This window comes from Paenibacillus sp. FSL R5-0345 (assembly GCF_000758585.1).
Lineage (GTDB): Bacteria > Bacillota > Bacilli > Paenibacillales > Paenibacillaceae > Paenibacillus_AQ.
Genome location: NZ_CP009281.1, coordinates 2,181,228 through 2,205,133 on the forward strand (window position 1 = coordinate 2,181,228; position 23,906 = coordinate 2,205,133).

Annotated in this window: 22 protein-coding genes and 2 tRNA genes; 18 read left to right on the forward strand and 6 right to left on the reverse strand. The window is 43.5% G+C overall.

Annotated features, from left to right (window positions below):
- Positions 1-20: 20 nt before the first annotated feature.
- From R50345_RS09430 to R50345_RS09440, 3 genes are read left to right on the forward strand one after another with little or no spacing between them, the layout of a single operon-like run.
- Positions 21-767 (forward strand): manganese efflux pump, encoded by a 747-nt coding sequence (locus tag R50345_RS09430; protein WP_042126007.1) that lies wholly within the window; start codon positions 21-23, stop codon positions 765-767.
- A gap of 9 nt (positions 768-776) precedes the next feature.
- Complete coding sequence (gene coaE, locus R50345_RS09435; protein ID WP_042126008.1) at positions 777-1,373, forward strand: dephospho-CoA kinase; 597 nt, start codon at positions 777-779, stop codon at positions 1,371-1,373.
- Positions 1,370-1,933, forward strand: a complete 564-nt coding sequence (locus tag R50345_RS09440) for a lytic transglycosylase domain-containing protein (protein ID WP_042126010.1) — start codon at positions 1,370-1,372, stop codon at positions 1,931-1,933. Before coaE ends, R50345_RS09440 begins: the two co-directional genes overlap by 4 nt.
- Before the next feature lie 79 nt (positions 1,934-2,012).
- Here the strand turns inward: R50345_RS09440 and R50345_RS09445 are convergent, their stop codons facing one another.
- Positions 2,013-2,231: an alpha/beta-type small acid-soluble spore protein gene (locus R50345_RS09445; protein ID WP_042126012.1), complete on the reverse strand. Its 219-nt coding sequence runs from the start codon at positions 2,229-2,231 to the stop codon at positions 2,013-2,015.
- Between the two features lie 164 nt (positions 2,232-2,395).
- Between R50345_RS09445 and nrdR the strand changes: the two genes are divergently transcribed.
- From nrdR to R50345_RS09460, 3 genes are all read left to right on the forward strand, one after another.
- Complete coding sequence (nrdR, locus tag R50345_RS09450; protein ID WP_042126015.1) at positions 2,396-2,872, forward strand: transcriptional regulator NrdR; 477 nt, start codon at positions 2,396-2,398, stop codon at positions 2,870-2,872.
- A 160-nt stretch (positions 2,873-3,032) separates the two neighbouring features.
- Positions 3,033-3,108 (forward strand) — tRNA-Ala (locus R50345_RS09455).
- 10 nt (positions 3,109-3,118) lie between these two features.
- A tRNA-Lys gene (locus R50345_RS09460) sits at positions 3,119-3,191 on the forward strand.
- A gap of 96 nt (positions 3,192-3,287) precedes the next feature.
- On the opposite strand, the gene R50345_RS31245 is transcribed toward R50345_RS09460, so the two are convergent.
- Complete coding sequence (locus R50345_RS31245) at positions 3,288-3,446, reverse strand: hypothetical protein (RefSeq protein WP_156114766.1); 159 nt, start codon at positions 3,444-3,446, stop codon at positions 3,288-3,290.
- Between the two features lie 38 nt (positions 3,447-3,484).
- Positions 3,485-4,276, reverse strand: coding sequence for an SDR family NAD(P)-dependent oxidoreductase (locus R50345_RS09465; RefSeq protein WP_042126017.1), 792 nt, complete (start codon positions 4,274-4,276; stop codon positions 3,485-3,487).
- Between the two features lie 236 nt (positions 4,277-4,512).
- Between R50345_RS09465 and R50345_RS09470 the strand changes: the two genes are divergently transcribed.
- The 7 genes from R50345_RS09470 to R50345_RS09500 all read left to right on the forward strand — a co-directional run bounded on the left by R50345_RS09470 (position 4,513) and on the right by R50345_RS09500 (position 13,987).
- Positions 4,513-5,070 carry a TetR/AcrR family transcriptional regulator gene (locus tag R50345_RS09470; RefSeq protein ID WP_042126019.1) on the forward strand — a complete coding sequence of 186 codons (558 nt, stop codon included), beginning with the start codon at positions 4,513-4,515 and terminating at the stop codon, positions 5,068-5,070.
- 322 nt (positions 5,071-5,392) lie between these two features.
- Entirely contained in the window at positions 5,393-7,171 is a 1,779-nt protein-coding gene (locus R50345_RS09475) for a sensor histidine kinase (protein WP_042126021.1), read from the forward strand.
- Positions 7,172-7,210: 39 nt separating this feature from the next.
- Positions 7,211-8,755 carry a response regulator transcription factor gene (locus R50345_RS09480; RefSeq protein ID WP_042126023.1) on the forward strand — a complete coding sequence of 515 codons (1,545 nt, stop codon included), beginning with the start codon at positions 7,211-7,213 and terminating at the stop codon, positions 8,753-8,755.
- Positions 8,756-8,860: 105 nt separating this feature from the next.
- On the forward strand, positions 8,861-10,192 hold the full coding sequence (locus R50345_RS09485; RefSeq protein WP_042126025.1) for an extracellular solute-binding protein: 1,332 nt from the start codon (positions 8,861-8,863) through the stop codon (positions 10,190-10,192).
- Positions 10,193-10,224: 32 nt separating this feature from the next.
- Positions 10,225-11,097 (forward strand): carbohydrate ABC transporter permease, encoded by an 873-nt coding sequence (locus R50345_RS09490; RefSeq protein WP_042126026.1) that lies wholly within the window; start codon positions 10,225-10,227, stop codon positions 11,095-11,097.
- 56 nt (positions 11,098-11,153) lie between these two features.
- Positions 11,154-12,014: a carbohydrate ABC transporter permease gene (locus R50345_RS09495; protein WP_375105376.1), complete on the forward strand. Its 861-nt coding sequence runs from the start codon at positions 11,154-11,156 to the stop codon at positions 12,012-12,014.
- Positions 12,015-12,076: 62 nt separating this feature from the next.
- Positions 12,077-13,987 (forward strand): beta-N-acetylhexosaminidase, encoded by a 1,911-nt coding sequence (locus tag R50345_RS09500; protein ID WP_042126030.1) that lies wholly within the window; start codon positions 12,077-12,079, stop codon positions 13,985-13,987.
- Positions 13,988-14,169: 182 nt separating this feature from the next.
- On the opposite strand, the gene R50345_RS09505 is transcribed toward R50345_RS09500, so the two are convergent.
- The 3 genes from R50345_RS09505 to R50345_RS09515 form a co-directional block, all read right to left on the reverse strand.
- The gene (locus R50345_RS09505; protein WP_042126032.1) at positions 14,170-15,372 is read right to left on the reverse strand and encodes an MFS transporter; all 1,203 of its coding nucleotides are present in this window, start codon (positions 15,370-15,372) and stop codon (positions 14,170-14,172) included.
- A gap of 24 nt (positions 15,373-15,396) precedes the next feature.
- Positions 15,397-15,978, reverse strand: a complete 582-nt coding sequence (locus R50345_RS09510; RefSeq protein WP_042126034.1) for a TetR/AcrR family transcriptional regulator — start codon at positions 15,976-15,978, stop codon at positions 15,397-15,399.
- 97 nt (positions 15,979-16,075) lie between these two features.
- Entirely contained in the window at positions 16,076-16,525 is a 450-nt protein-coding gene (locus R50345_RS09515) for a MarR family winged helix-turn-helix transcriptional regulator (RefSeq protein ID WP_042126035.1), read from the reverse strand.
- Between the two features lie 135 nt (positions 16,526-16,660).
- Here R50345_RS09515 and R50345_RS09520 point away from each other — a divergent pair, with 135 nt between their 5' ends.
- From R50345_RS09520 to R50345_RS30215, 5 genes are all read left to right on the forward strand, one after another.
- Positions 16,661-17,530 carry an SDR family NAD(P)-dependent oxidoreductase gene (locus R50345_RS09520; RefSeq protein WP_042126036.1) on the forward strand — a complete coding sequence of 290 codons (870 nt, stop codon included), beginning with the start codon at positions 16,661-16,663 and terminating at the stop codon, positions 17,528-17,530.
- A 255-nt stretch (positions 17,531-17,785) separates the two neighbouring features.
- Positions 17,786-19,585 (forward strand): cache domain-containing sensor histidine kinase, encoded by a 1,800-nt coding sequence (locus R50345_RS09525; RefSeq protein WP_081954046.1) that lies wholly within the window; start codon positions 17,786-17,788, stop codon positions 19,583-19,585.
- 200 nt (positions 19,586-19,785) lie between these two features.
- Positions 19,786-21,000 (forward strand): ABC transporter substrate-binding protein, encoded by a 1,215-nt coding sequence (locus tag R50345_RS09530; protein WP_042126040.1) that lies wholly within the window; start codon positions 19,786-19,788, stop codon positions 20,998-21,000.
- A gap of 30 nt (positions 21,001-21,030) precedes the next feature.
- Positions 21,031-22,662 carry a response regulator transcription factor gene (locus tag R50345_RS09535; protein WP_042126042.1) on the forward strand — a complete coding sequence of 544 codons (1,632 nt, stop codon included), beginning with the start codon at positions 21,031-21,033 and terminating at the stop codon, positions 22,660-22,662.
- Between the two features lie 99 nt (positions 22,663-22,761).
- Positions 22,762-23,775, forward strand: coding sequence for an S-layer homology domain-containing protein (locus tag R50345_RS30215; protein ID WP_052414536.1), 1,014 nt, complete (start codon positions 22,762-22,764; stop codon positions 23,773-23,775).
- Positions 23,776-23,906 lie beyond the last annotated feature (131 nt).

A 23,906-nucleotide genomic window follows, 5' to 3' on the forward strand; every position in this document is an offset into this window, starting at 1 on the left:
CTTCACAGGAGGGATTGCGGGTGCTCAGCCCATTTTTTTCACTGCTATTACTAGCTTTTGCTTTGAGTTTGGATGGTTTTGGTGTTGGTATTACATATGGACTGCGTAAAATGAAAATACCATTGCTCTCCGTTCTGATTATCTCGCTTTGTTCGGGGGTAGTTATCTGTGTATCTATGCAAGTGGGTGTTCTGCTTGCTAAGGTAGTGTCTCCACATGCAGCTTCTGAGGTTGGCGCTGTTATACTCGTGCTAATGGGTTGTTGGTCGCTCATTCAGATGCTAATGCAGAAAGAGAAGGAACAGACTGGTGAACGTAAAGTAGATCGTGAAGAAAATGTGCTATCCACAGAAGCTGGGCCAGAGATAGCTGTTGATACTGAAGATGTCGCAGAACAGGCTGCCACAGCTCCTGAGCAAGTAAAGTCAGCTGTCTTTTCCCTTGAGCTACGGCGGTTGGGGATTGTTGTACAGATCTTGCGTACACCGTCATCTGCGGATATGGATGATTCCGGAAGTATTTCTTCGATGGAAGCGATGCTGCTCGGGATTGCCCTCTCACTAGATGCCTTTGGAGCCGGACTAGGCGCAGCACTACTCGGTTTCAATCCAATATGGACATCACTTACAATTGCTCTGTTTAGTGGTACATTTCTATTGCTGGGCATGAAGACTGGATTAAAATTCGCCGGGAACTACTGGATGAAGCATGCTGCTGCACTACCCGCGTTATTATTAATTACAATGGGAATACTGAAGCTATTATGAGGTGAGTACATGATTATTGGCTTAACCGGAGGCATTGCATCCGGAAAAAGCACGGTGTCCGCACTGCTTGTGAGCAAGGGAGCGAGGCTGGTTGACGCGGATGTGATCGCCAGAGAGGTTATGCTCCCCGGTCATGAGGTGCTGGCTGCGGCTGTGAAACAATTCGGAAGCGAGATCCTCTCTCCGGATGGCACACTGAATAGGGGCAAGCTGGGGGACATTGTATTTCAAGACCCAGCGGCCCTGCAAGCCCTGAACAATCTGACGCATCCCGCAATCCGGCGGGAGATTAAAGAACGTATGAACAGCATGGAGGAAGAAGATCCAAAGAAGTTAACAATTGTGGATATCCCTCTTCTTTTCGAATCAGGACTCGAGAACATGTTCCATGAAATACTGGTGGTCTACGTGCCTCGTGAAGTGCAAATCGCTCGATTAATGGAACGTAACGGACTTTCTTTAGAACAAGCAGAAGCACGCTTAAATGCACAGATGGATATTGAAGCGAAGCGTAACAAAGCGGACTATATCATTGACAACAGTGGCGAACTTGCGCACACTGAGCAACAGGTTGCTGTTCTTTGGGACAGGCTGGGCTTATTATGAAATGGTTACGTAAAAAAAGAGTCCTTCTTCTGTTATTCATTGGTTTTACTGCGATATTGTTTCTGAGTACGAACTGGATGTCCTGGTTTTATCCGATCCATTATAAAGATGAGATCCGTAAGCACAGCGTTACGTACGATATTGACCCATTTCTAGTGGCTTCAATTATCCGAGTGGAAACGAACTTCAAAACTGGACGAGAATCCAAAAAAGGTGCTATAGGTTTAATGCAGCTTATGCCGGATACCGCCAAATGGGCCCTGGAAAAGGCCAAGCTCCCTGATGTATCTATGGAGGAGCTAAAGCATGAACCATCAGCAAATATTGAACTAGGTACCTGGTATCTTTCAACATTATCCCGTCAATTCGAAGGTAAACCTACAGCAGTTATCGCTGCATATAATGCTGGACCGGGTAAAGTTCAAAAATGGCTGGATGAGGGGATCTGGGATGGAACGGATGCTACGATTAAGGATATTCCGTTTGGTGAAACCCGCCATTATGTACAGCGCGTCAACTATTACTATGATCAGTACACGGATATTTACAACGAATTCTAAAACCGTGTTATGTATAAAAAGAAGTACTAAACGATCTTGCGATCGTTTAATACTTCTTCAGTAAGCTTATGTGGACAGGTTATTTGTATTGACCTGCCAATTGTTGTTCTGCCAGGGTTACAAGACGTTTAGTGATGTAACCACCGATCGAACCATTTTCATAAGAAGTTTTATTGCCTTGGTAACCATCTGGGGAAAGCGTGATTCCGAGTTCTTGGGCAACTTCATATTTAAGTTGTTCCAAAGCACCGCGGGAATTTGGAGCTACAAGGTTATTGGAGCTGTTGTTTTGGCTCATTGCTGTTCACCTCCTCTGTTGGTAACTGTATTATGTGCCGGACTTGCCATAATCATTACAACAAATAAACGGTGATTTCTGGAAAAAATGAAATACCCTTTTAAAAGCCGGATGTTTAACATACCGGGACAAAAAACATTATGTAATAGGAAGTGATGAAGCTTATGAAATGCCCTTACTGCGATCACACAAATACTAAAGTACTCGACTCGCGACCAGCAAATGAGAATAAGTCCATCCGCCGCAGGCGTGAATGCGAGCGTTGCAGCAAACGGTTTACAACCTTTGAAATGATCGAGGAAACTCCGTTAATCGTGATCAAAAAAGACGGCAGCCGTGAGGAATTCAGCCGTGATAAAATACTTCGGGGCTTAATACGTGCCTGTGAGAAACGGCCTGTCTCTGTAGAACGTTTAGAGAAGATCGTCTCTGAGGTAGAGAAATCCCTGCGAGGTATCGCCGTAGCTGAAGTGGAGAGCCAACAGATCGGTGAACTGGTTATGGAACAGCTCTATCCAGTAGATGAAGTCGCATACGTTCGTTTTGCGTCTGTATACCGTCAGTTCAAGGATATTAACATGTTTATGAAGGAACTGAAGGGTCTGTTATCTAAGAGCACTGGGGATCTGGACAGATTGTAGGGTTGTGGCTAGTCTAATGACTAAAAAAAAGTGTTGACAGCGAAGGCGATTTTTTATATTATATAGGAGTCGCCTACGGCGCTTGAGTTTGTCAGAATGACTTAAATACACCGAACTTGATTCTAAAATGTGTGATTACATACATCTGAAAATTACGTTTGGGGCCATAGCTCAGCTGGGAGAGCGCATCGCTGGCAGCGATGAGGTCAGGGGTTCGATCCCCCTTGGCTCCACCAAACTTCATATGGACTCTTAGCTCAGTTGGTAGAGCAGTAGACTCTTAATCTATTTGTCCAGGGTTCGAGCCCCTGAGAGTCCATCACAGAAAGAACGGCAGAGATGCCGTTCTTTTTTTTGCTATAATTAAGGCATTTGTCTTGGCTTGCTGGGCTGTTTGCAAAAATGGCGGAAGTGGCTAGCGTTTCTCATATCCGTCAATCTTCCTTCCTGTTATGAGCTTGGAGAACTGTGGCCTTGCGTACAGCGGGTTTCTTTCGGTATCGAGCACGAGCTGCAAATCTTTGCGCCCTGATAATTCAATCCTTAATGATTCTCCGTTTAGATGCTTAAGCATCTAAACGGAGAATTGGACATCGCTTTTAAACCAACATTTCATAAACTAGAATGGGGGCGAACCATTCGTTCCATCAACGTGACTACCTGCTTGCGCGGAAGAAGTCGGCTTCCCTGGGATGCCCAATAATTTAGTTTTCCCGCGATAATGTAACTCCGTTTCTTTTCGATTCCCCGAAAGCCGGTCTTCACAACATCGATTGGAGAGGCGAGCTTTCTTCCTGAGGCAGCATCTGATCCAGTAACCTTAAAAAACTCCGTTTCAGTCGCACCAGGGCAAAGCGCCAAAATCCTAACGCCTCGATCGCGATTTTCTGCCCAGAGCGCCTCGGAGAAAGAGAGTACGAATGCTTTCGTTGCTGAATAAACGGCCATATAGGGTGCGGGCTGAAAGGCTGCAACAGAAGCGACATTAATAATAATACCGTCTTTGCGGCGTTGCATCTCCGGAAGAAACTGATGATTCATTGCGACTAAAGAAGCTATATTTAGGCGGATCTCTTCTTGCTCACGTTCTGGCGATATTTCCTCAAAGCGTCCAAAGGTTCCAAAGCCAGCATTATTGATCAAAATGTTTACTTGGAGTCCCAAAGTGCGAATCTGATCAGCCAGTTCTTCTACGGAGCCGGGCTTAGATAAATCCTGCGCTATGGAATAAGTGTGAATAGGGTATTTGGAAGCAAGCTCCAAAGCGAGGGAATCGAGTTTTTCTTTGGATCGGGCGACTAAAATGACATGGCATCCTTTTGCAGCTAATTCAGTTGCGAATACTTTACCGATCCCAGCAGATGCTCCAGTGATAAGCGCGACTTTATCGGTATAATGAATCATTAGAAGATCCCCCATTCCAAATTTTTAAGTATGTTAATTAGAATAAATATTCTAATTTATTATAGTGCTCAAAGGGGAATTAGGTCAATTTTTTTAATTCTCACGAAACATCTTGTTTTAAACAAGGTTTGTATTATGATGATGCGGATTTTGCGGAATAAATATTCCTAAGTTATAGTGTAGAGGATACATAATTACTCGTTAGTGGAATGAATTTTCTATAAGAAGGTGACAGGGTGGGTAAGCGGGAAGATATTTTAAAAGCGACATTATTTCTAATTAATAAAGACGGGCTTCAATCCGTTACATTTGCCAAAATATTTCAACAAGCCAATGTCGGCTCTAGCACGGTATATCATTATTTCAAGGATAAAGAGCAGCTTGTAAATGAATTGTTTAATATCGTTCGCATTCATCGGAGCGAAGAGGTATTGAAACAATACGACGCCGGTCAGACGATTTATGTAAGACTCAAAATGCTTTTATGGAATCAGGCGCATTATGCATTGAATTTCCCGGATGAATTAACGTTCTTGGAGAACTATAGCTATTCACCTTATATCGCCGAAGAAATTCGCAACGCACAGGATCCTTCGGTTATTGAGGCCTTTTCTGTAATCAGGGAAGGTCAACAGCAAGGGATGATTAAAGAAATGGACCCGATCATCCTGATCCAGCTCTTATATGGTATGATAACCTCTGTTATCAAAGGGTATCTAGCGGGGGAGTATAAACTGGAGCAACCTCAAATTCAACAAATTATTGAGCTTTGCTGGAAGACCATCAAGGTTTAGTATTAGAAACGGCAGAAATGCCGTTTTTTTTGCTGTTTGCAACGTGGGGAAGCTTTCAGGTATTACGGGCAGAAATAGACCGCATCTTTTGCGAGAGGGCGGTCTATTTTTTTTGTGTTGAGGCAAGATCCAGTTCTTTCTCCCAGACGGAGGTTATGATAATCTGCATCTCAAGAACAGGCAATGCTTCATCAACTCAACAATAGACTCTAGTCGGGACGTGCGACTTAGGTTATTATGGAAGCGCAAACATCTCTTCTGGGATGTAATGAAAGCTACAATTTAGCTACTGAGCATAAAGGCACTCTGAACGGAGGATTCGATGGAAAACTGGTTGGGTAAATCGTTAAAGCAGAAGCTGAGTTTGTTGTTTATTATTTCGGTATTGGTACCGGTGTTGTCTCTGGGACTGTTCTCCTATTATATTGCTGAAAGCTTAACGGAGGAGAAAGCGAAGAGCTCCGGCATGAATACGCTTCGGCAAATTGGGGCCTATTTAGAAAATATGGTAAGCGATGTTGAGAATCTATCCCTATTCCTTATCGGCCACCCTGATGTCCAAAGCTATTTGAAAACACCGGAACATGATTTGCTGAAGCAAACCTCGATCGTTAATTTACTTACAACATTATCGATTTCCAAACCATATATCGCCAATGTCATGATCGAATCGAATGAAGATAATAAGCCGTCTGTTTCCTTCAGATCCGTCCTCGAATCAGAATGGACCGATATTCAGAGCGAGTATCCCGGTTATTATGAGGAATATCCCAAGTGGTGGTCTCCGGTGCATCATTTCGTTACGTCGGACGGTAAAGAGGATGTCATTACGATGTCGCGGCCGATTCGCAGCACATCAAAATATTACAAAATCGGCATGCTTAAAATTAGCCTGACACAATCGGTTATCTCTAGCCATTTAAAGCAAGCTGGACTAGAGGGTGAAGGCGTCGCCCTGCTGTTGGACGGACAAAACCGGATATTGGCTGGACCGGAAGGGTACGCGACTAACAAGAGCTTGAACGATTATTTTCCCGGAATAGTTGATTTCAAGAGCAAGTCGGGGTCGTTCGATTACGGAGAAGCAGAGGAGCGGAGTACAGTACTGTACTACCAGATGCCGAATGTTAACTGGAGGCTTGTAGGGATCATTCCGGCAAAAGCTTACAGAGCGCAGAACCAGTATTTTTTAACGTTAACTGCAATTGCAGTCAGCATTTCTATGCTCTTTGTTATAGCGTTCGTCCTTGTACTTATTCAAAAGGTGACGAAGCCGTTGTCTGCATTAACGAAGTTTCTTAGGAATTCCAGCCCGGATGAGCCGCTGCCGACGCTGCCCGTCACATCGATCGATGAGGTTGGACAACTGATTATTAGCTATAATCGGATGAGCTCGCGAATTATTAATCTAACCGATGAGGTGAAGCTGAGCGAAGCGTTGAAGAAGGAAGCGGATATGTCGGCGCTTCAAGCGCAGATCAATCCGCATTTTCTATACAATACATTATCTTCAGTCCACTGGATGGCGCTAATGAAGGGAGAAGAAAAAATCGCAGATATGGTAGGTTCATTGAGTGATTTTCTTCGTTTCAGCTTAAATAAAGGACAGGAATATTGTGCAATCAGCCAAGAAATTTTGCATGTAGATCATTATGTGAAGATTCAGTCCATTCGATATCCAGATAAATTTGATTACGAGGCGGATATACCGACGGAGCTGCTGGATCTGAGAATGCTGAAGCTGCTGCTCCAGCCGCTAATTGAAAATGCGATGATTCATGGTATTTTGAAAAGAGAAGGTAAAGGGAGCATTGTCGTGAAAGCGATGTCAGCGGGAGAGCGTATAACGTTTATCGTTCAGGATGACGGTGTTGGCATGAGCAGGGAAAGATTGGAGTTGCTGAGAGAGAAGATAAATGCAAACTTGGGCATTGATCCGCTGAAGAATAATGACTCGGCAGGCAGCAGCTACGGATTGCGCAACGTGCATAATCGGCTACAGCTTCATTACGGGCATGAAGCCGGTTTACGGATCGAAAGCGTAGAAGGAAGCGGCACTAAAGTTAGTTTTACGATTATACCGCTCCAATCAGAAATCTAATAAGCTGCAATCTTTGTGGGAGAGAAGGAGAATCTGCACATGAAGCTTTTGATAGTAGATGACGAAGTCATTATTAGGACCGGTCTTAGCACGGTAATTAAATGGGAAGAGAATGGCATTGAGCTGCTCGCGCCGGCCGCTTCCGGGGAGGAAGCACTGATGCGCATTCCGTTAGAGTATCCTGACATCATTTTAACCGATATTCGGATGACGGGTATGACGGGATTGGAATTGTCTCGCGAGGTTAAGCGGGATTTTCCTTACATTGAAATTATTATATTGTCTGGATTCGATGATTTTGCATATGCACAGCAAGCGATGCGGGAAGGAATAAGTGATTATTTGCTTAAAAATAGCCGTCCTGGCGATATTATGACTGCGGTTATGCGCGTGAAGCAGCGTATCGTCAGCAGACGTGAGGCTGATCATCAAGGCGCCATCCATCAAACGGCATTCCGCTGGAAGCAGCTAGATCGCTTTCTTCGCGGGGACAATCTCCTGACGGAGCGTGAAAGTGAGGAACTGTTGATCTATTATCCTGAGCTAAGGCTCGGATCGGATATGGAGAAGCTAGAGCTATGGCTAGTTACATCTGCGTCTCCGCTGACCATGAAGGAGGAGAAGGAAGGGGAAATGAATGAGGCGGCTACGATGATTAGAGATTCACTTGGCTGCGTCATTCTGGATTGGGATTGTGGATGGCTGCTTATTTTCCGCAGGGGGCAGCCGGGTGCGAAGCGATTGGTTAAGGCGTCGATGGAGCGGGCGGAACGCGTTTATAGCCAGCCTTTTTTTGGCGCATGCGGTGTATGGGCCAGCAACGTGGTAGAACTGAGGGAGTCACTTCGCACCGCCGAACAAACCGCCTCGTACCGCTGGTTAGCAGAGGAAGCAAGAATGCTGGCCTATGAGGATATTAAAGACCGGAAAGGAATGCGGACCGTTTGTACGGAAGAAGTGGAGAGTAAGTTGACCGCCGTTCTGAGAAGTGGGAGCCGAGAAGTCGTACAGCAGTGGATAAAAGATGAACTGGCGAGCATTAGGCAGGATACGGAAGCGACGCCTAGTTCCGTTCAAGCGTATTTGCATTCGTTGATCGTTGGTGGGTACCGCTGGTTAGAGCGTGCAGCGGCATCCGTGGGTCAATCAATGCCGAAGCTTCCGCAGCTTGAAATGCTGGATATGAAGCTGCTTACTGCGAATCCAGAAGAAACATTGCAGCAGATGCTGCTTGCCATCCATGCACAGTATGAACGATTAAACGGCAGCAGGAATGAAGCCATTGACCGAACTGTAGCCTATATACGCGAGCATCTTGCTGACAGCTTGTCTTTGGCGCAGGTAGCGGCAAGCGTACATATGAATCCAAACTATTTTAGCAAGCTGTTTAAACAGGAAACAGGTAAAAACTATATTGAGTATGTAACGGAAGCGAGAATGGAATGGGCTAGCCGTTTGTTGAAGGAAACGCCGGCGAAGGTAAGCGAGATCGCTAGGCGGGTAGGTTACGAGGATATGAAGCATTTTAACCAGCTTTTTAAGCGGTACAGTGGCGAAACCCCTTCGCAATATCGATCAAGATGAATTGACGAAGGTGAAAATATCCCCCGTAAGCGCTTAATTATCCCCCCTACGACTTATCGTCTGTCTTATCTATACTAGGGTTATTACTAAAGGGGGAATATTTGAATGAAGAAGAGACTTGCGTTTGTAACGACAATTATCTTGATGATTGCCCTTTTGGCAACCGCTTGCAACAATAGCGGAAACAAAGAGCAGAGCAAAGAAGGGAACAAAGGCTCTGAAGAAAAGACGAAAATTTCAATATGGCATAACTTCGCGGGTGACGACCTTCGTGCCAAAGCGGTTAGAGACCTGATCGACAAGTATAAAGAGGAACATCCAGACGTTGAAGTAGACGCGCAAGCGATCCCGGTTGACGGTTATCGTCAACGCCTAAGCACAGTGGCTGCGGCAAATGAAATGCCAGACGTATTTTTCGTTTATGCGGGCAGCCAATCCCAAGAGTTCTATGATGCCGGCAAGCTTCAACCGATTACAGAGCTGATGGATAAATATCCAGAATGGAAGAACAGTTTCTTGGCAGGGGCATTCGACCGCTATGAGTTTGAAAAAGGACAAATTTTCACAGCGCCGCTCGGGATGTCAGCAACTTCCTTCATGTACTATAACAAAGATCTTTTCGAGAAGCACAGTGTAAAGGTGCCGACTACTTGGGAAGAGATGATGACTGCAATTAAAACGTTCAACGACAACGGCATTACGCCGATTGCCCTCGGCAATAAAGCGCCATGGGTTGCACAATCGACGATTATCGGTTCGTTGGCTGACCGCGTGACAGGCACGGAATGGTTCCTGAAAGCTGCAGCTCAAGATGGAGCGTCTTTTACAGATCCTGTGTTCATTGACGCTTTGGGCAAGTACAAAGAGCTCGTTGATAATAAAGCGTTTCAAGATGGCGCAAACAGCATCGACAACACACAAGCAGAGCAATACTTCATTCAAGGCAAGGCAGCTATGATGATTAACGGCGCATGGTCGCTTACGAATCTTGCAGCATCCGCAACTCCTGAGCAGTTGGCACCTATCGAAGTCACAACAATGCCTGGCATAGAAGGTGGAGCAGGCAAACCGAATACGATTTCCGGTGGCGCAGGCGCTGGCTTCGCGCTTAACAAAAATACAAAAGGCGCACAGAAGCAGGCAGCGCTTGATCTGATCTACGCAGTAAGCGGACCGGACGGCCAAAAGGCGATCGCAGAAAGCAACTCGATGGTTATGTACAAAGTAGAACTGGATAAGTCGAAAGTAAGTCCGCTTTACTTCAAAGCTTATGAATTGGCTGTGAATTCTGAAATTACGCCGGTATATGACGCCTATTTATCTGCTGAAGCAGGAGAGGTGATCAACAACGGTCTTCAAGAGCTTATGATGGGCGGTAAGCCGGAGGATGTAGCTAAAAAACTGCAGGATGCGCAAGCGCGTTCGACTAAAAAGTAATCAGACAAAAGTACGTAAAGGAGGCTGTCGCCATGCCTGCATCATTGCGCAGCAGAAGCTTCGTCATCATGGCGCTGCTTCCTGCACTACTCATCTTTATCGTCTTTGCGATCGTCCCGATTTTTTGGTCAGCTTACTACGGTTTCTTTGAGTGGAAGGGACTCGGTGCTGCTAAGCTTATCGGGTTGGATAATTATCGAATGATCCTAGAGGATCCGGTATTCTGGAGAGCGCTGAAAAACAACCTGATCCTTGTTGTTTCGGCAGTAATAGGTCAAGTATCGGTCGCTTTACTGCTGTCATTGCTCCTGCTCAAGAACACGATGTTCAATCGGCTGATGCGCTCCGCCGTATTTCTCCCGATGGTGCTGTCTACAGTCGTCGTCGGTCTCATCTGGGGCTATATTTATCACCCGCAAATCGGTTTGTTGAATCAATTATTGGAGACGCTGGGACTGGAATCTTGGAGTCGATCTTGGCTAGACGATCCTAAAATCAATATGTTTGCTGTATCGATTCCGATTAACTGGGCGAATATCGGCCCGTATCTTATCATTTTTATCGCAGCACTTCAAAATATTTCTTCAGAAATTGATGATGCTTCGAAGATCGACGGGGCGATTGGCTGGAGGAAGCTATTTTTTGTGACGCTCCCGATGATTTGGGGAACAGTTGTTGTAACTATCGTACTGTGCATATCTGGTAGTTTGAAGGCTTTCGACCATGTTATCGTTATGACGCGTGGCGGACCTGCACAATCTACAGAATTGCTCGCCACATATATGTACAATAACACCTTTACGGTATACCGATACGGCTACGGCTCTGCGGTATCCACAATGATTATTCTGATTAGCGCCGTGCTCATTGGCCTAAATCATATCATCACGAAGAGACGCGGGTAATGGGCGGTCGGCTAATGTTAGCCCGGCCGATGAAGGAGTGAATCACTATGCAAGCAATGATAAACGCTCGGTCGGAGAAGATGAGAGGCTCGCTTTGGCGTAAGCCGATTTCCGGAATTGCGAAAATCATCCTGTTATTTTATGCCATAATTACATTGTATCCGCTATACTGGTTAGGAATAAGTGCATTCAAGTCGAATCAGGAATTTTTCAATCGTCCCTATTCCTGGCCGCAGCATTGGCAGTTCGACAATATAACCCGGGCATGGGATCTCGGGAATATGGGCCGGGCGGTGCTCAACTCCACAATTGTTACTCTCTCAGCACTGCTGCTGACCATTGTACTCGGCATGCTTGCAGCTTATGTGCTTGCCCGGTTCCCATTCAAATTGAGCGGAGCTGTAAAAGGATTGTTCTTGCTCGGCATGCTCATTCCAATTCATAGCACACTCGTTCCATTGTTTATTTTCATGAACAAGCTCGGGATGCTGAATACTTACTGGTCACTCATCCTGCCTTATACGGCATTTGAATTACCAATTGCAATCTTCCTCGGAATGGCTTACATCGTATCTATTCCGAGAGAAGTAGAGGAAGCAGCGATGATCGACGGTAATGGTTGGTGGGGAATCTTCGGTCGTATCATTTTCCCATTGTCCCTACCGATCGTGGCTACGATTACAATTCTTGCATTTTTGAGGTTTTGGAATGATTTCTCCTTCGCGCTCGTCTTTATTAATTCTCAAGCGTTGAAGACGCTGCCCCTCAGCTTGTCGCTCTTCTCCGACGGATTCGGAACGGACTACAGCTTAACGATGGGCGCGATGTTTATTGCTGCAATACCAACCATCGTCATCTTTTTGATCTTCCAAGAGCAGATTATGAAAGGCATGGTTGCAGGCTCGGTCAAAGGTTAACACCCTTGATCGAGTTTTTAGTGTAATCTTATACATATTTCATTCTTGTGGAGGGATTGACAGTGAAGTTACATTTTATAGGAGAATTGAGCGAGCTTCAATCAGGGCTTCAGTTGCTGCTTGCCGAACTTAAGTCAGAATGGTCGGAGGACGGAATTCCTGTGTTGATAGAACCGTCTTCAGGAAAACTGGAAGTTGGCTATGATGGTAAAAGTGCTTATATTCGTTACAGCGCTAAACATCAATTTTTTCGCGGCTTGGGACTGTTGATTCAGAAGATTAGTGGCGGAGAGCAATTTCAAATTACAGAGCAACAACAATTCGATGCGATAGGTCCGATGTTTGATTTGTCGCGCAATGGAGTGCTAACCGTTGAAAGCTTCAAGTTTATGCTGCGCAAAATGGCGTTGATGGGCTTGAATAGCGTCATGCTCTATTTGGAAGACACTTACGAGATAGAAGGCGAGCCTTATTTCGGCTACATGCGTGGCCGTTACTCGGTGACGGAGTTGAAGGAAATCGACGATTACGCCGATCAATTCGGCATTGAAGCGTTCCCGAGCATTCAGACACTGGCTCATTTGGAGGAGTTTCTGAAATGGGAGCCGGTAAAGGAATATAAAGATACAAAAGGTGCGTTGCTGGTTGGAGCAGAGAAGACCGATCGTCTGGTCGAAAATATGATTGTCAGCATTAGCGCGCCGTTTCGCAGCCGGAAAATCCACATCGGTATGGATGAAGCGGAAGAGCTTGGACGCGGTAAATTTTTGGATCGCAATGGACATATGAGCCGTTTTGATATTATGACAGGCCATCTGGAGCGGGTGCTCGCGGTAACTCGACGCTTAGGGTTAAAACCGATGATGTGGAGCGATATGTTCCTGAAGCTGGCTTCAGCAAATGGTGAAGATTATTACGGCCATGAGACGCAAATCCCAGAGGACATGACGAGTCGTATTCCTAAGGACATAGATATGGTTTACTGGGACTATAACCACGTCGAAGAGAAGGACTACGAAACATTGATCGCCAAACACCGGCCGCTCGGCAATAATCTTATTTTTGCGGGTGCGGTATGGGTGTTCAATACGTTCGGTGTCAATTACGGGCTATCCTTGCCGGCGACGGATGCAGCGCTGACGGTATGCAAGAAGGAAGGCATCCGCGAAGTTTATGCGACGATGTGGGGGGACGACGGAATGGAGAGCAATCCATACATCGCTTTGCTCGGCTTGCAGTTTTATGCGGAACATGCCTATTCAACGTCCACGCCGACTGACGAGACGCTGGCCGAGCGCGTTAGGTTCTGCACCGGCATCGAAGCGGATGCTTACATGGGGCTGAAGTATTTAGACGAGACACCGGGAGCTGCACCGAATAATCAGAAGCAGAGCAATCCATCTAAGTTTCTGTTGTATCAGGATGTACTGCTGGGGCTGTTCGACAAACAGATTGATGGGTTAGATATGGCGGCTCATTATGAATGGGCGGAAGGCGAAATTGCTAGCCGTAGAAAAGCTGAGGCAGAGCTAGATTACTTGTTCGAGGTGCCGCAAAAGCTTTGTGCGGTACTGAAGCAGAAGAGCGAAATCGGACTTGAGCTGAAGAGGGCTTATGACAGTGGCGACAAGGCAATGCTTAGGCGGATTGCTGAGGACATTTTGCCTGAAATCTCACAGGCTGTGCAAAAGCTTAGGGTCGCACACCGGAAGCAATGGCTATCGATGTTCAAACCGTTCGGTTGGGAGGTGCTCGATATTCGTTACGGCGGCGTCATAAGCCGGTTGGATACAGCAAGCATGAGGCTGCTAGAATATGCGGACGGAAAGCTCGAGCGGATTGAGGAGCTGGAGCAGGAACGATTGCTGTATAGCACGACGAACCGCTTCACCGACAAAGGTGCAGGCTGGTGCAGTTATTATTACCGCATGGCGTCGCCTAACGTCTTTTTCCATGTGATCAATCCATTCTAGGTTAAAGAATTATCCTCAAGCAAATAGAAATCCATGGTACTGGGATAAGTTACGTGGTGAAGACTGTAAATGAGTAGATATAAAGAAGGCTGTCGAGACATTCTCGACAGCCTGAGCAGCTCGTGTCCTCATAGAGGGCGAGCTGTTTTCTTACTATTCGCTATTTGGATTTGTTCCTCAACTCAGTTTACCAATCCTTTAGCGGATTGTTTTTCTTTCCATACCATTGTAATAACAAGGCCAATAAACATTATGACAGCCGCAAAGAGATACGGATAGTTGATGTTTACATCAAATAATACTCCGCCTAATGCAGGTCCGATGATATTGCCGAGGCTAGTATAGGTTGAGTTCATTCCTGCGACAAAGCCTTGCTCTTTTTCAGCAGTTTTTGATAAATAGGTCGTTAATGCTGGACGGAGCAGGTCAAACGCGAGAAAGATGAAGCAGGTTACTAGTAGAACAGTTAAATAGTTATTGATCATGGTGGAGGCTACCGCTAAGGCTACGCCAGCAATTAAGCAGAGTTGAATGAGCTTTTTTTCACCGAGCTTATCTACCATTTTACCGAATAAAAAGACCTGCACAACCACCCCGAAGATTGAGCTTATTGTAATGATGGTTGCAATATCTCGTGGAGTGAAGCCAAATTTATGATCAGAAAATAGACTAAATACAGTTTCATATGCCGATAAGCCAAAGGCGAGGACAAACACTATAATAAACGCAATAATATATGCTGGATGAAACGAGCGTTTCAGATCACTGATAAAGTTGGTGTCTTTTTTAAGTTTACTGATTTCCAAAAGCTGCTCTTTGGACAGTGGCTCTTTCAGAATAAATATCGACGAAATACAAGTGATTAAGGCGAAGCCAGCAGCAAAATAGAATGGAGCACGTATACCTAGTTCAGTAATAAAGCCTCCGATTCCTGGGCCAATAATAAAACCGATACTAATGGCGGCAGAAACATAACCCATTGCCTTAGGTCTTTCCTCTACTGAGGTGATATCCGCAACATAGGCAGTGACGGCAGGCATAATGAATGCACCAGCAATCCCTCCAAGAATTCTGGCGATATAAAGAACGGAAACATGTGTGCCTAAACCAAAGATCAATTCCGATGCACTAAAGAGTACTAAGCCGATAACGATCATTTTTTTTCTGCCGTAAGTATCAATCCATCGCCCTGCTAGAGGAGACATGAGGAGTTGTGCGAACGCAAAAGCTGCTACAAGATACCCCATCGTCTTGCCTGACAAATGCATAATGTTCATAAAGGATGGCATAACAGGGACGATAAGCCCAACGCCTAGAAAAACAATGAATATATTACTTAGCAGAATGAGTAAGACTGTTTTTTGTTCTTTCAATGGTTTCTTCATGAAGTAATACCTCTCTTTGTAGAATCACAGCTGTGAAATACCTCTCCAAAATACAGTCCAAGAGGCATTTAGTTTTTCATTTAAACGGATTTCATTATTGCCATACACAAGCTCTAGCATGATCGAATCTACTACACCCAGGAAGGCAAGAGTAGGGATGGAGGCTGCATCTTCCACGATGACTTTGGCATCGATCCAAGCTTGGAATTTACTTTCTAATGCAGTTTGAATCCTTTTTTCCGTATCGATCACTTCTTCATCAATTGCTTTAGCAAGATGGGGAGGTGGGAAAAAAGTCATACGCAGCCAAAATTTTAACTGCTCGTTCTTTTGGAATAAGTCGATTACCAATTGCAGATATCCTAATAAATCTGTTTTAGGATTTTGGGTACCCACTTTACTCAAATATTGTAGTTTCGAGGAGATTTCTGTCTCTTTGGCATCTTGTAAAACTTGCAGGAAAAGATCATCCTTCCCTTTGAAATGAGCATAAAGAGATTGTTTTTTCATCCCGACCAACTCGGCAATTTGTGATAGAGAGGCTCCCTCATACCCATGAGTTGTGAAACATTTCAAAGCGATGTCTTTAATTTCTTTTCTTTTCAAAAAAATCACCTCGATATTAACGAACGTTCGTCAGTTATACTAACAAAATTAATTGTTTTATGCAAATGAAATTTAACTTCAGAGCACAGTAAGGCGGCTAAAATCCATTGAATTCCTTAAGCATTTGGGTAAAGGTTTCAAGCTGCTGATTATCCCATTGCGCTATGCGCTCATAAAATACGAACTCCTTATCCTGCAGCGCATGATAGGTTTTTTGTCGTCCAAGATCTGTGAGCGTAAGAAGGATAGCTCGACGATCCTTAGGAGAGTCTTCCCTTGTAACATACCCTAAATTCTCAAGCTGTTTGAGAAGACGACTGACCGAACTACGATCCATAGCTGTTGCTTCCGCCAAAGCAGAGGCGCTAGTCGGACCATAGGAATATAGCCAACGGACGATATGGAAAGCTGCAGGTTGTATAGAGGAATCGAAAGAGGCAGCAGTTCTGACATTAAGCGCATGCGCGGCGCTAATAAGGGCATTCATTTGTTCACCGAGACTTAGCTCCAGTTGTCCTCTTAACGTATCTTTGCGTTCGACATTCATTGTTTTAACCACCTAACCTAGATTTTTATGAAAAAGTTTCCTATTATTAATTAGTTGACATATATCAATCATCTGCATATAGTTGACATATATCAATTATATATTTTCGACAATTTGTTGTAAAGGAGAATGAAGATGATGACAGAGCCGATTATTGTAATTACTGGAGCTACAAGCGGGTTGGGACAACGCGTTGCCATTGAAATGGCAACGCGTGGGGCTCATCTTGTTCTCACGGCAAGGAGTAAAAGTCGCGCGGAAGCTACTGAGAAATTGATAAGGGAAAGCGTACCTGCTGCCGAAATAAATTTTTTCTACGGGGATTTATCCTTATTGAGGGATGTCAGCCGTTTAGGGCAAGAAATATCTGATGCATATCCGAAGATAGACGTGTTATTAAATAACGCAGGACTTCATGCTTTTGAACAGAGGATCACTTCTGAAGGTTTATCAGAAATGATGGCCGTGAATTATTTTGCCCCATGGATATTGACTCATACTTTACAGCATTCATTGAAGGCAGCGGGAAGTGCGAGAATTATAAATGTAGCTTCTGAAGCTTCACGCAATCATGGAGAACTTAAGCTTCCTGAGGATTTGATAAATACATCAGATTTTTCGGCTAGAGGTTCGTCAGAGATCTATGGAAAAACTAAGCTGCTTAATATCATGTTTACCGCTGAACTTGCTCGCCAATTCAAAGGGACCGGAGTTATTGTTCACGCATTAAATCCTGGTTTTAATGTAACAGGTTTGGGGCGTGAGTTATGGTTTGCACCTATGCTTGAACGGGTATTGAAATTTCTTCATATTGGGAATCCACGTAAGGGAGCTGATATCATTATTCGTTTAATGATCGATCCAAAATATCAGGAGACCACAGGGGGATATTTTAATGTTGGAACAGGCAATCCAATAATGCCCGTACATCCAGGTGGAGATAAGGAAATGGAGAATAAATTATGGAATGATACGCGATTAGTAATACATCAGATAACTCAATGACAAAAGGAGCCGATCCTAAAGTAGAGCTTTCTACAATAGTGTTGGCTCTTTTTTTTTTTGAATCAGCTCGTAAGCGATGTCGAAAGATGAAAATAAACTCGGATTTATTTCTGAAGTAATTTCGAATGTGTAACATTCTGGGTACTTTTGTCGCCATGCAGGAAGTAGAACAAATTTAAGGGAATATGTTCTTCAATATTGATGGTGAGGTGGAAGTGAGCGTTTATAAGTTATCTTTTAAAGGGGAGGGAACTTATGAGAAAAAATTGGCGGATGTCTAGCACATTAAGGCTTTTTTTTATACTTGTAGTCATTCTGCCGATCATCTTATTCTCCATCATTATTCTAAATATTTATAAGCGAGATATTCTTCAGCAGAATACATCAAGATCTCAGCAAACGGCTCAAGCAATCTCTTATTCCGTTAGTCAGGAAATTAGGAGGTTGACGGGTCTATTTGCTTCGATTGGTATGGACAAGGATGTGATGGCAAAGCTTTATGAAATCAATCAAAAGATCGGAGTCCAGAAACAGCAGGCTTATTATGAGCTAAAGGTCTTAATAGAGAAGTACACGGCATCCATCTCAGGACGTGTGCTGTCGGTGAACTTCCTGTTTAAAGATCATAATTCTTATTCGTACTTAAAGAACTTGAATTTGGATGATTCTTATTTTCGGCAGAAAACGTGGTATGAGCAGGTGCTGAATAATCCCGATAGCGTTCATTTTCTAGGGATGATGCCTAATATTTTATATGGTAACTATAATCCTTACAATATGGTTGCTGCCTTATCTCCCAGTGTAATCAATCCTTTATCCAAGCTAGAAATGATTCTTTTTACCTTTGAAAGCAGTGCTTTTGATCATATTTTGCAGTCACGAGATAATACGGAATCCAGCCTTTACATCATCACCGAGGAAGGTCAAATTATCTCATCCAATACCCTTGCCTCAAGAGGAGGGGAATTCCAAATGCACTGGTTCGAGAATCGTGGGCCAGAGGAAAAAGGGTACGTTGTGGATGTTAACGGTGAAGATAGAAATCTGATAACCTACGCCAAGATTGAGCAGACCGGATGGTGGCTTGTGCAGTCTATTCCATATGCTGATCTAACAGCCAATTACCTTAGTGTGAATTATATCGTCTGGGTCTTTGCATTGATGATCATCTTAGCATTTATACTTGTTTCATTTTACTTTGTATCGAATGTTACTAAACCGCTCAATGAGCTTCTTCGGCAAATGGATCTAGTTACTGAAGGGGATTTAAACGCTAAATTTATGAGAACCGGTAGCCTGGAGTTAATTAAGCTTGGGCATTCTTTTAATCACATGACGGAGCGTATTCAGGATCTGTTGCGTGATCACGAAAGACAAGAAATGGAGAAGAGAATGGCAGAGTTTGCAGCACTTCAGTCGCAGATTAATCCACACTTTTTAATCAATACGCTAAATTCAATCAAGTTTATGGCTTTAATCAGTAAAGCAGATAACATACGGAATATGACACATGCGCTAACTCGTCTTCTGGCTTCTTCTTTTAATCGAGGTGGAATACTGACTAGGATTGATGAGGAAATAGATCATTTAAAGCATTATTTGTATATCATGGAGATTCGTTTTGGTAGACCGATTCAAACGAGATGGGAAGTAGATGAGGATTTAGCGGGTTATTATCTATTGAAATTACTACTACAACCTATTTTAGAAAACAGTATTATTCATGGACTAAAAAATGTTGACTACCCTGGTATCATTCAGATCATAGTGAGCAAACAAGCGGAAGATCTTCTGATAATCATAGCCGATAATGGTGTAGGTATGTTGGATATGGATGCTCAGGAGTATGACAGTGAGGGGATACGTCATCAGCTTTCTTTCAGTGGTATGGGAAACAGTAATGTTAATAAGCGAATCCAGCTGCATTACGGGACGCGTTACGGTTTAAAGTACGAGAAGAATAAACCTCAGGGTACGATAGTGTCGATAAGACTGCCGTTAATTGACACCCCGGAGGAAGAGATACAGGATCAATGGTTAGGCGAAGGAGGATGAAGAAAAATGCTGCAGAGGATCATAAAAGATCATAGTCCAGAGGGAAAACATCATTCATGTGTGACTTCAGAGGAGGTATGATGGTATAAACTTTTTTTCGAAGGCTGTGATTAGTAAACGTGAAAATAATACTCCGTGTGTCCTTGATTGGGATCATTTCTCTTATTTTTATAGGCGGCTTCTTCTCTTTAAGTAAGTTCATGCCCAAAGGAGGGGCCATAGAACAGGAACAGGGAAAGGTGAATCAGGATCAACCGATTAAAATAAAATTCGGCATGTGGGAAACGAAGACGGATATCAAATTTTGGACGGAAAAGGTAAGAGATTACTCTAAAATTAAGCCCAATGTAACGGTTGAGGTTGAGACGATTCCCGATAATAGCGGTCAGTATTTAAAGGTTCGTTTAGCAGCAAATGATTTACCGGATATTTTTTATCTGAAGCCAGATGACCTGCTCACTTACAAAGCAGTACTTCTTCCGCTGGATGGATTAACCGCAGCAAAAAACAATAAATATCCCGCTAAACTAGATCATTCTATTCTTGGTTTACCTCTTGTATCATTCTCTGAATATGTATACTTCCATCCAAGTATATTTCAAGAGGTCGGTGTAGAGATTCCACAAACGATAGACGAATTTATGGACGTAATGATGAAGATTAAAGCGCATGGCAAATATATTCCGATTGCAATTGGCGGGAAAGATGATTGGACGTTCTATCCTTTCACGGAGTTCGGGCCGCCTCTCTTATCCAAGGATGCGAATTATTTATCCTCAATCGCACAGACGAATCGTCCTTTCGGAAAAGGTTCTCCATTCGAGAAGGCAGCAGAGATGATCAAGAAAATAGCAGAGAATGAACTTGCCGGACCCGATGCGCTTAGTATCGGTGTGGATCAGGCTACTCAGCTGTTTCAGAATAATAAAGCGGCCATGCTTGCACTGGGTCAGTGGTACCTTAGAGATCATTTGTCCAAAATGAAAGATGATAAAGATTTAGATGCATTCACAATGCCCTGGAGAGAGACAACTTCAGAGCGTTTGCAGGCAATCACTATGCCAGATCAATATATGGCCATTAATAAAAATTCAAACAATACGGAAGAAGTTAAAGCATTCTTGGAATGGGTATTTAGCCGGGATGTATACCAAGTGTATATTAATTATTCGCAAAATTCATCGACAGTGATCAATATCGAATCGTTCCTGCCTTTCTTCAACAATGTTAAAGAGAATCACCCCTTTGAGCCGTTTATGTACCTAGGGATCGATGAGAAGTTTGAAAAAGTGAAAAATGCTATCCAGTTCGATGAAAAGAAGGCTGCACAAGAAATATTCTCAGGTGCTGACGTGTCCGATATTCAAGAGAAACTTAATGATGATTGGGAGAGAGCGGTTCAGGCTTTGAAGTAGTCCTATAGATCAATTATGGAGGGATTTATAATGAAATTTAAAGCTCTCATTGTTGATGATGAACCATTAGCTAGGTTAGCCCTTCGGGAGTATATATCCATCGCTTCGAACGATTTTGAGATTGCAGGGGAAGCAGGAGATGGCAAGGAGGCATTAAGTATGCTGAAAAGCCATCCGGATGTGGATCTAGTTCTGGCGGATATTCAGATGCCTAATATGAATGGAGTAGAACTGCTTGAAGCACTAAATAACACTACCTTTTCGAATCAACCGCTAACCATCATGTTAAGTGCGTATGGAGATTATTCTTTTGTAAGGGATTCCTTTGTGCTCGGTGCCTTTGATTACATTGTTAAAGCGAAGTTAGATGAATCCTATATTGCACCGGTCCTGACTAAGACTGTGGATGAATTGAAACGGCGGCAGAGCTCCTCAAGATCAGAATCAATCTTAGAGGACGTAGAAACCTCGATCTGTTCAGTTCTGCACCGGCTCTGCTTAGCAGATTCCTTCGAATCAACGAATGATGAGGCAGTTTCTTCTTCGTTGGAGCTTGTGCGAAAGCATATGGGGGAGAAGAATCTGGAGGTTGCGCTTATTAGGTTATCGGATACCGTTCAGTTTGAAGATTCACACCGTATGATTATGCAGACGATTCGAACGGTAACGAACCGCAGTAGAAATGAAGGGATCTGCAAAGTGTGCAGATATGATGATAGGCATTATGTTTTGTTCTTCTCTTTTCCAGAGCAATGCAGCATCATTGCCATTCGTAGATTGACAGACATCATCTTGTCTGAAGTTAGCATGAGACTAAAGCAATTCATTAATTTGAAGCTGTCTATGGGCATTAGTGATATTGTGGATGGTCACCAGCAGTGGAACCGTTTATTCCGCCAAGCTGAACGATTAGCTGGTTTGAGTTTCTACCAAGGGTACAACCGATTATATTATCCGGAAGCTGAAAGGCGTTCATCTATTAAGGAAAATGATTGGAAGGAAGCATGGTATTTGGGTAGGACCGAAATGCTGAAGTCATTAAGTGATCCGGATTTAACGAAATGGCAGGTGGTATATGAACACTGCTGTAACCTGTTGATTCAGCGATACCCTTGTTCTCCTGAGCATATCAAATCAGATGTAGTCGATATGATCTGGGAGGCAAGCGCATTAATTTATCAAAAAGGCGTTTCTTGGGAAAAGCTTCATGATCAGCTGCCTTATCCCATTACGGATCATATTTATAAGCAGGAAACCTGGGAGAATACGGTGCATTGGTGCCGACTGTTCTTGGATCAACTGCATCAAAAGCTGCATCCGAAAGACCAACCGAAGGAATCATTCCTTAGCCCTGTTGTCGCTAAAACGAAAGAGCTATTAGAGAAAAACTTTAATGAAGATGTTCATTTGTCGAATATTAGTCAGATTGTCGGTGTAAGCGAGAGCTATTTAAGCAAACAGTTTTCCAAAGAAATTGGTGTTAATTTTATTCAGTTTCTGACGAATCTACGAATTGAGAAGGCTAAAAAGGGGCTGGAGAGCGGAATGAAAATATATGAGGTATCTGAGCAAGTGGGGTACGTTAATCCAGAACATTTCAGTCGTATTTTTAAAAAAATTACAGGAATTAGCCCCTTAGCTTATCGCAGAGAGAAAGAATAACAAAAATAATCAATGTTGAACAAAATAAATCATGTGTATCCGATTTCAAAATCCATATGATAGGGGGGAGTTAAAATTCACGGGTGAAGGGATGTTCTTATGAGACGCAAACGATATACATTCGCACTAATCTGTACGTTATGTTCTTCCTTGTGGTTGAGTACAGTCCATGCTGAAAAAGTCTCTGACTTCGAGATGCAGACATCAGCTACTGAATCTGCTAATTCTACGTTCACCGTTACATTAAAGGGTAAAGATATTCAGGACTTATATGCATACGAGGCTAAATTTAATTTTGACCCGAAAGTACTTGAGATTGTAAAAGCGGAAACGAAGATCAAAGGCTTTTCTGTATCACCAATCGTTAAAAATAACGAAATTACGATAGCCCATACCAAGATCGGAAATGTGAATGGCGAAAAGGGTAACCTGGACATTGCCACGATTACCTTTAAAGCTAAAAAGGCTGGTACAACTGCAGTAAAATGGACCGCATTTAAAGTTCTTGATCGTAATCTGAAAGATCAGGAATTCACCCCGAATCAATCCTCAGTATTCACCAAAATTTTCAGCGATATTGCTGGACATTGGGCGAAGCAAGATATTATGGAAATGGTCACTAAAGGAATTGTTGAAGGTATGGATGCCGACAGCTTTGCCCCGAATAACAACATCACTCGCGCTCAATTCGCAGCTCTTATAGCCAGAGCATTAGATCTTACAGAAGGTTCTGGAAGTAATCCGTTTACGGATGTGAAATCAGGAGTTTGGTATGAAGACACGGTGAAGAAAGCTTATGCAGCCGGAATTATTAGCGGTTTGTCCAAGACGAAGTTTGCTCCGGAAAAAAGCATTACCCGTGAAGAAATGACAACGATGCTGATGCGAGCGAAAGCTTATGCTTCCGGCGTAAAGGTCGATAGTATGGCCTCAGATTCTACTACTGCATTTAAAGATGATAATAAAATAAGCCCGTGGGCTAAAGCATCGGTGGGATTTGCCTTGAAATCGGGATTAATGAAAGGTAGAACTCAGACTACATTTGCACCAAAAGAATCTGCCACAAGAGCGGAATCAGCTGCTGTGATCAAGCGATTGTTAAATTCCAAGTAAAACAATAAAACATATAATGAGACACCTTCTTCTGGAAGGAGGGCTCATTATGGCCTTGTTATGTTAAAAATATACAATTAAAGGAAATATGTGAATTGATATTGTTCATTCTACTTATATTTTAGTGAAAA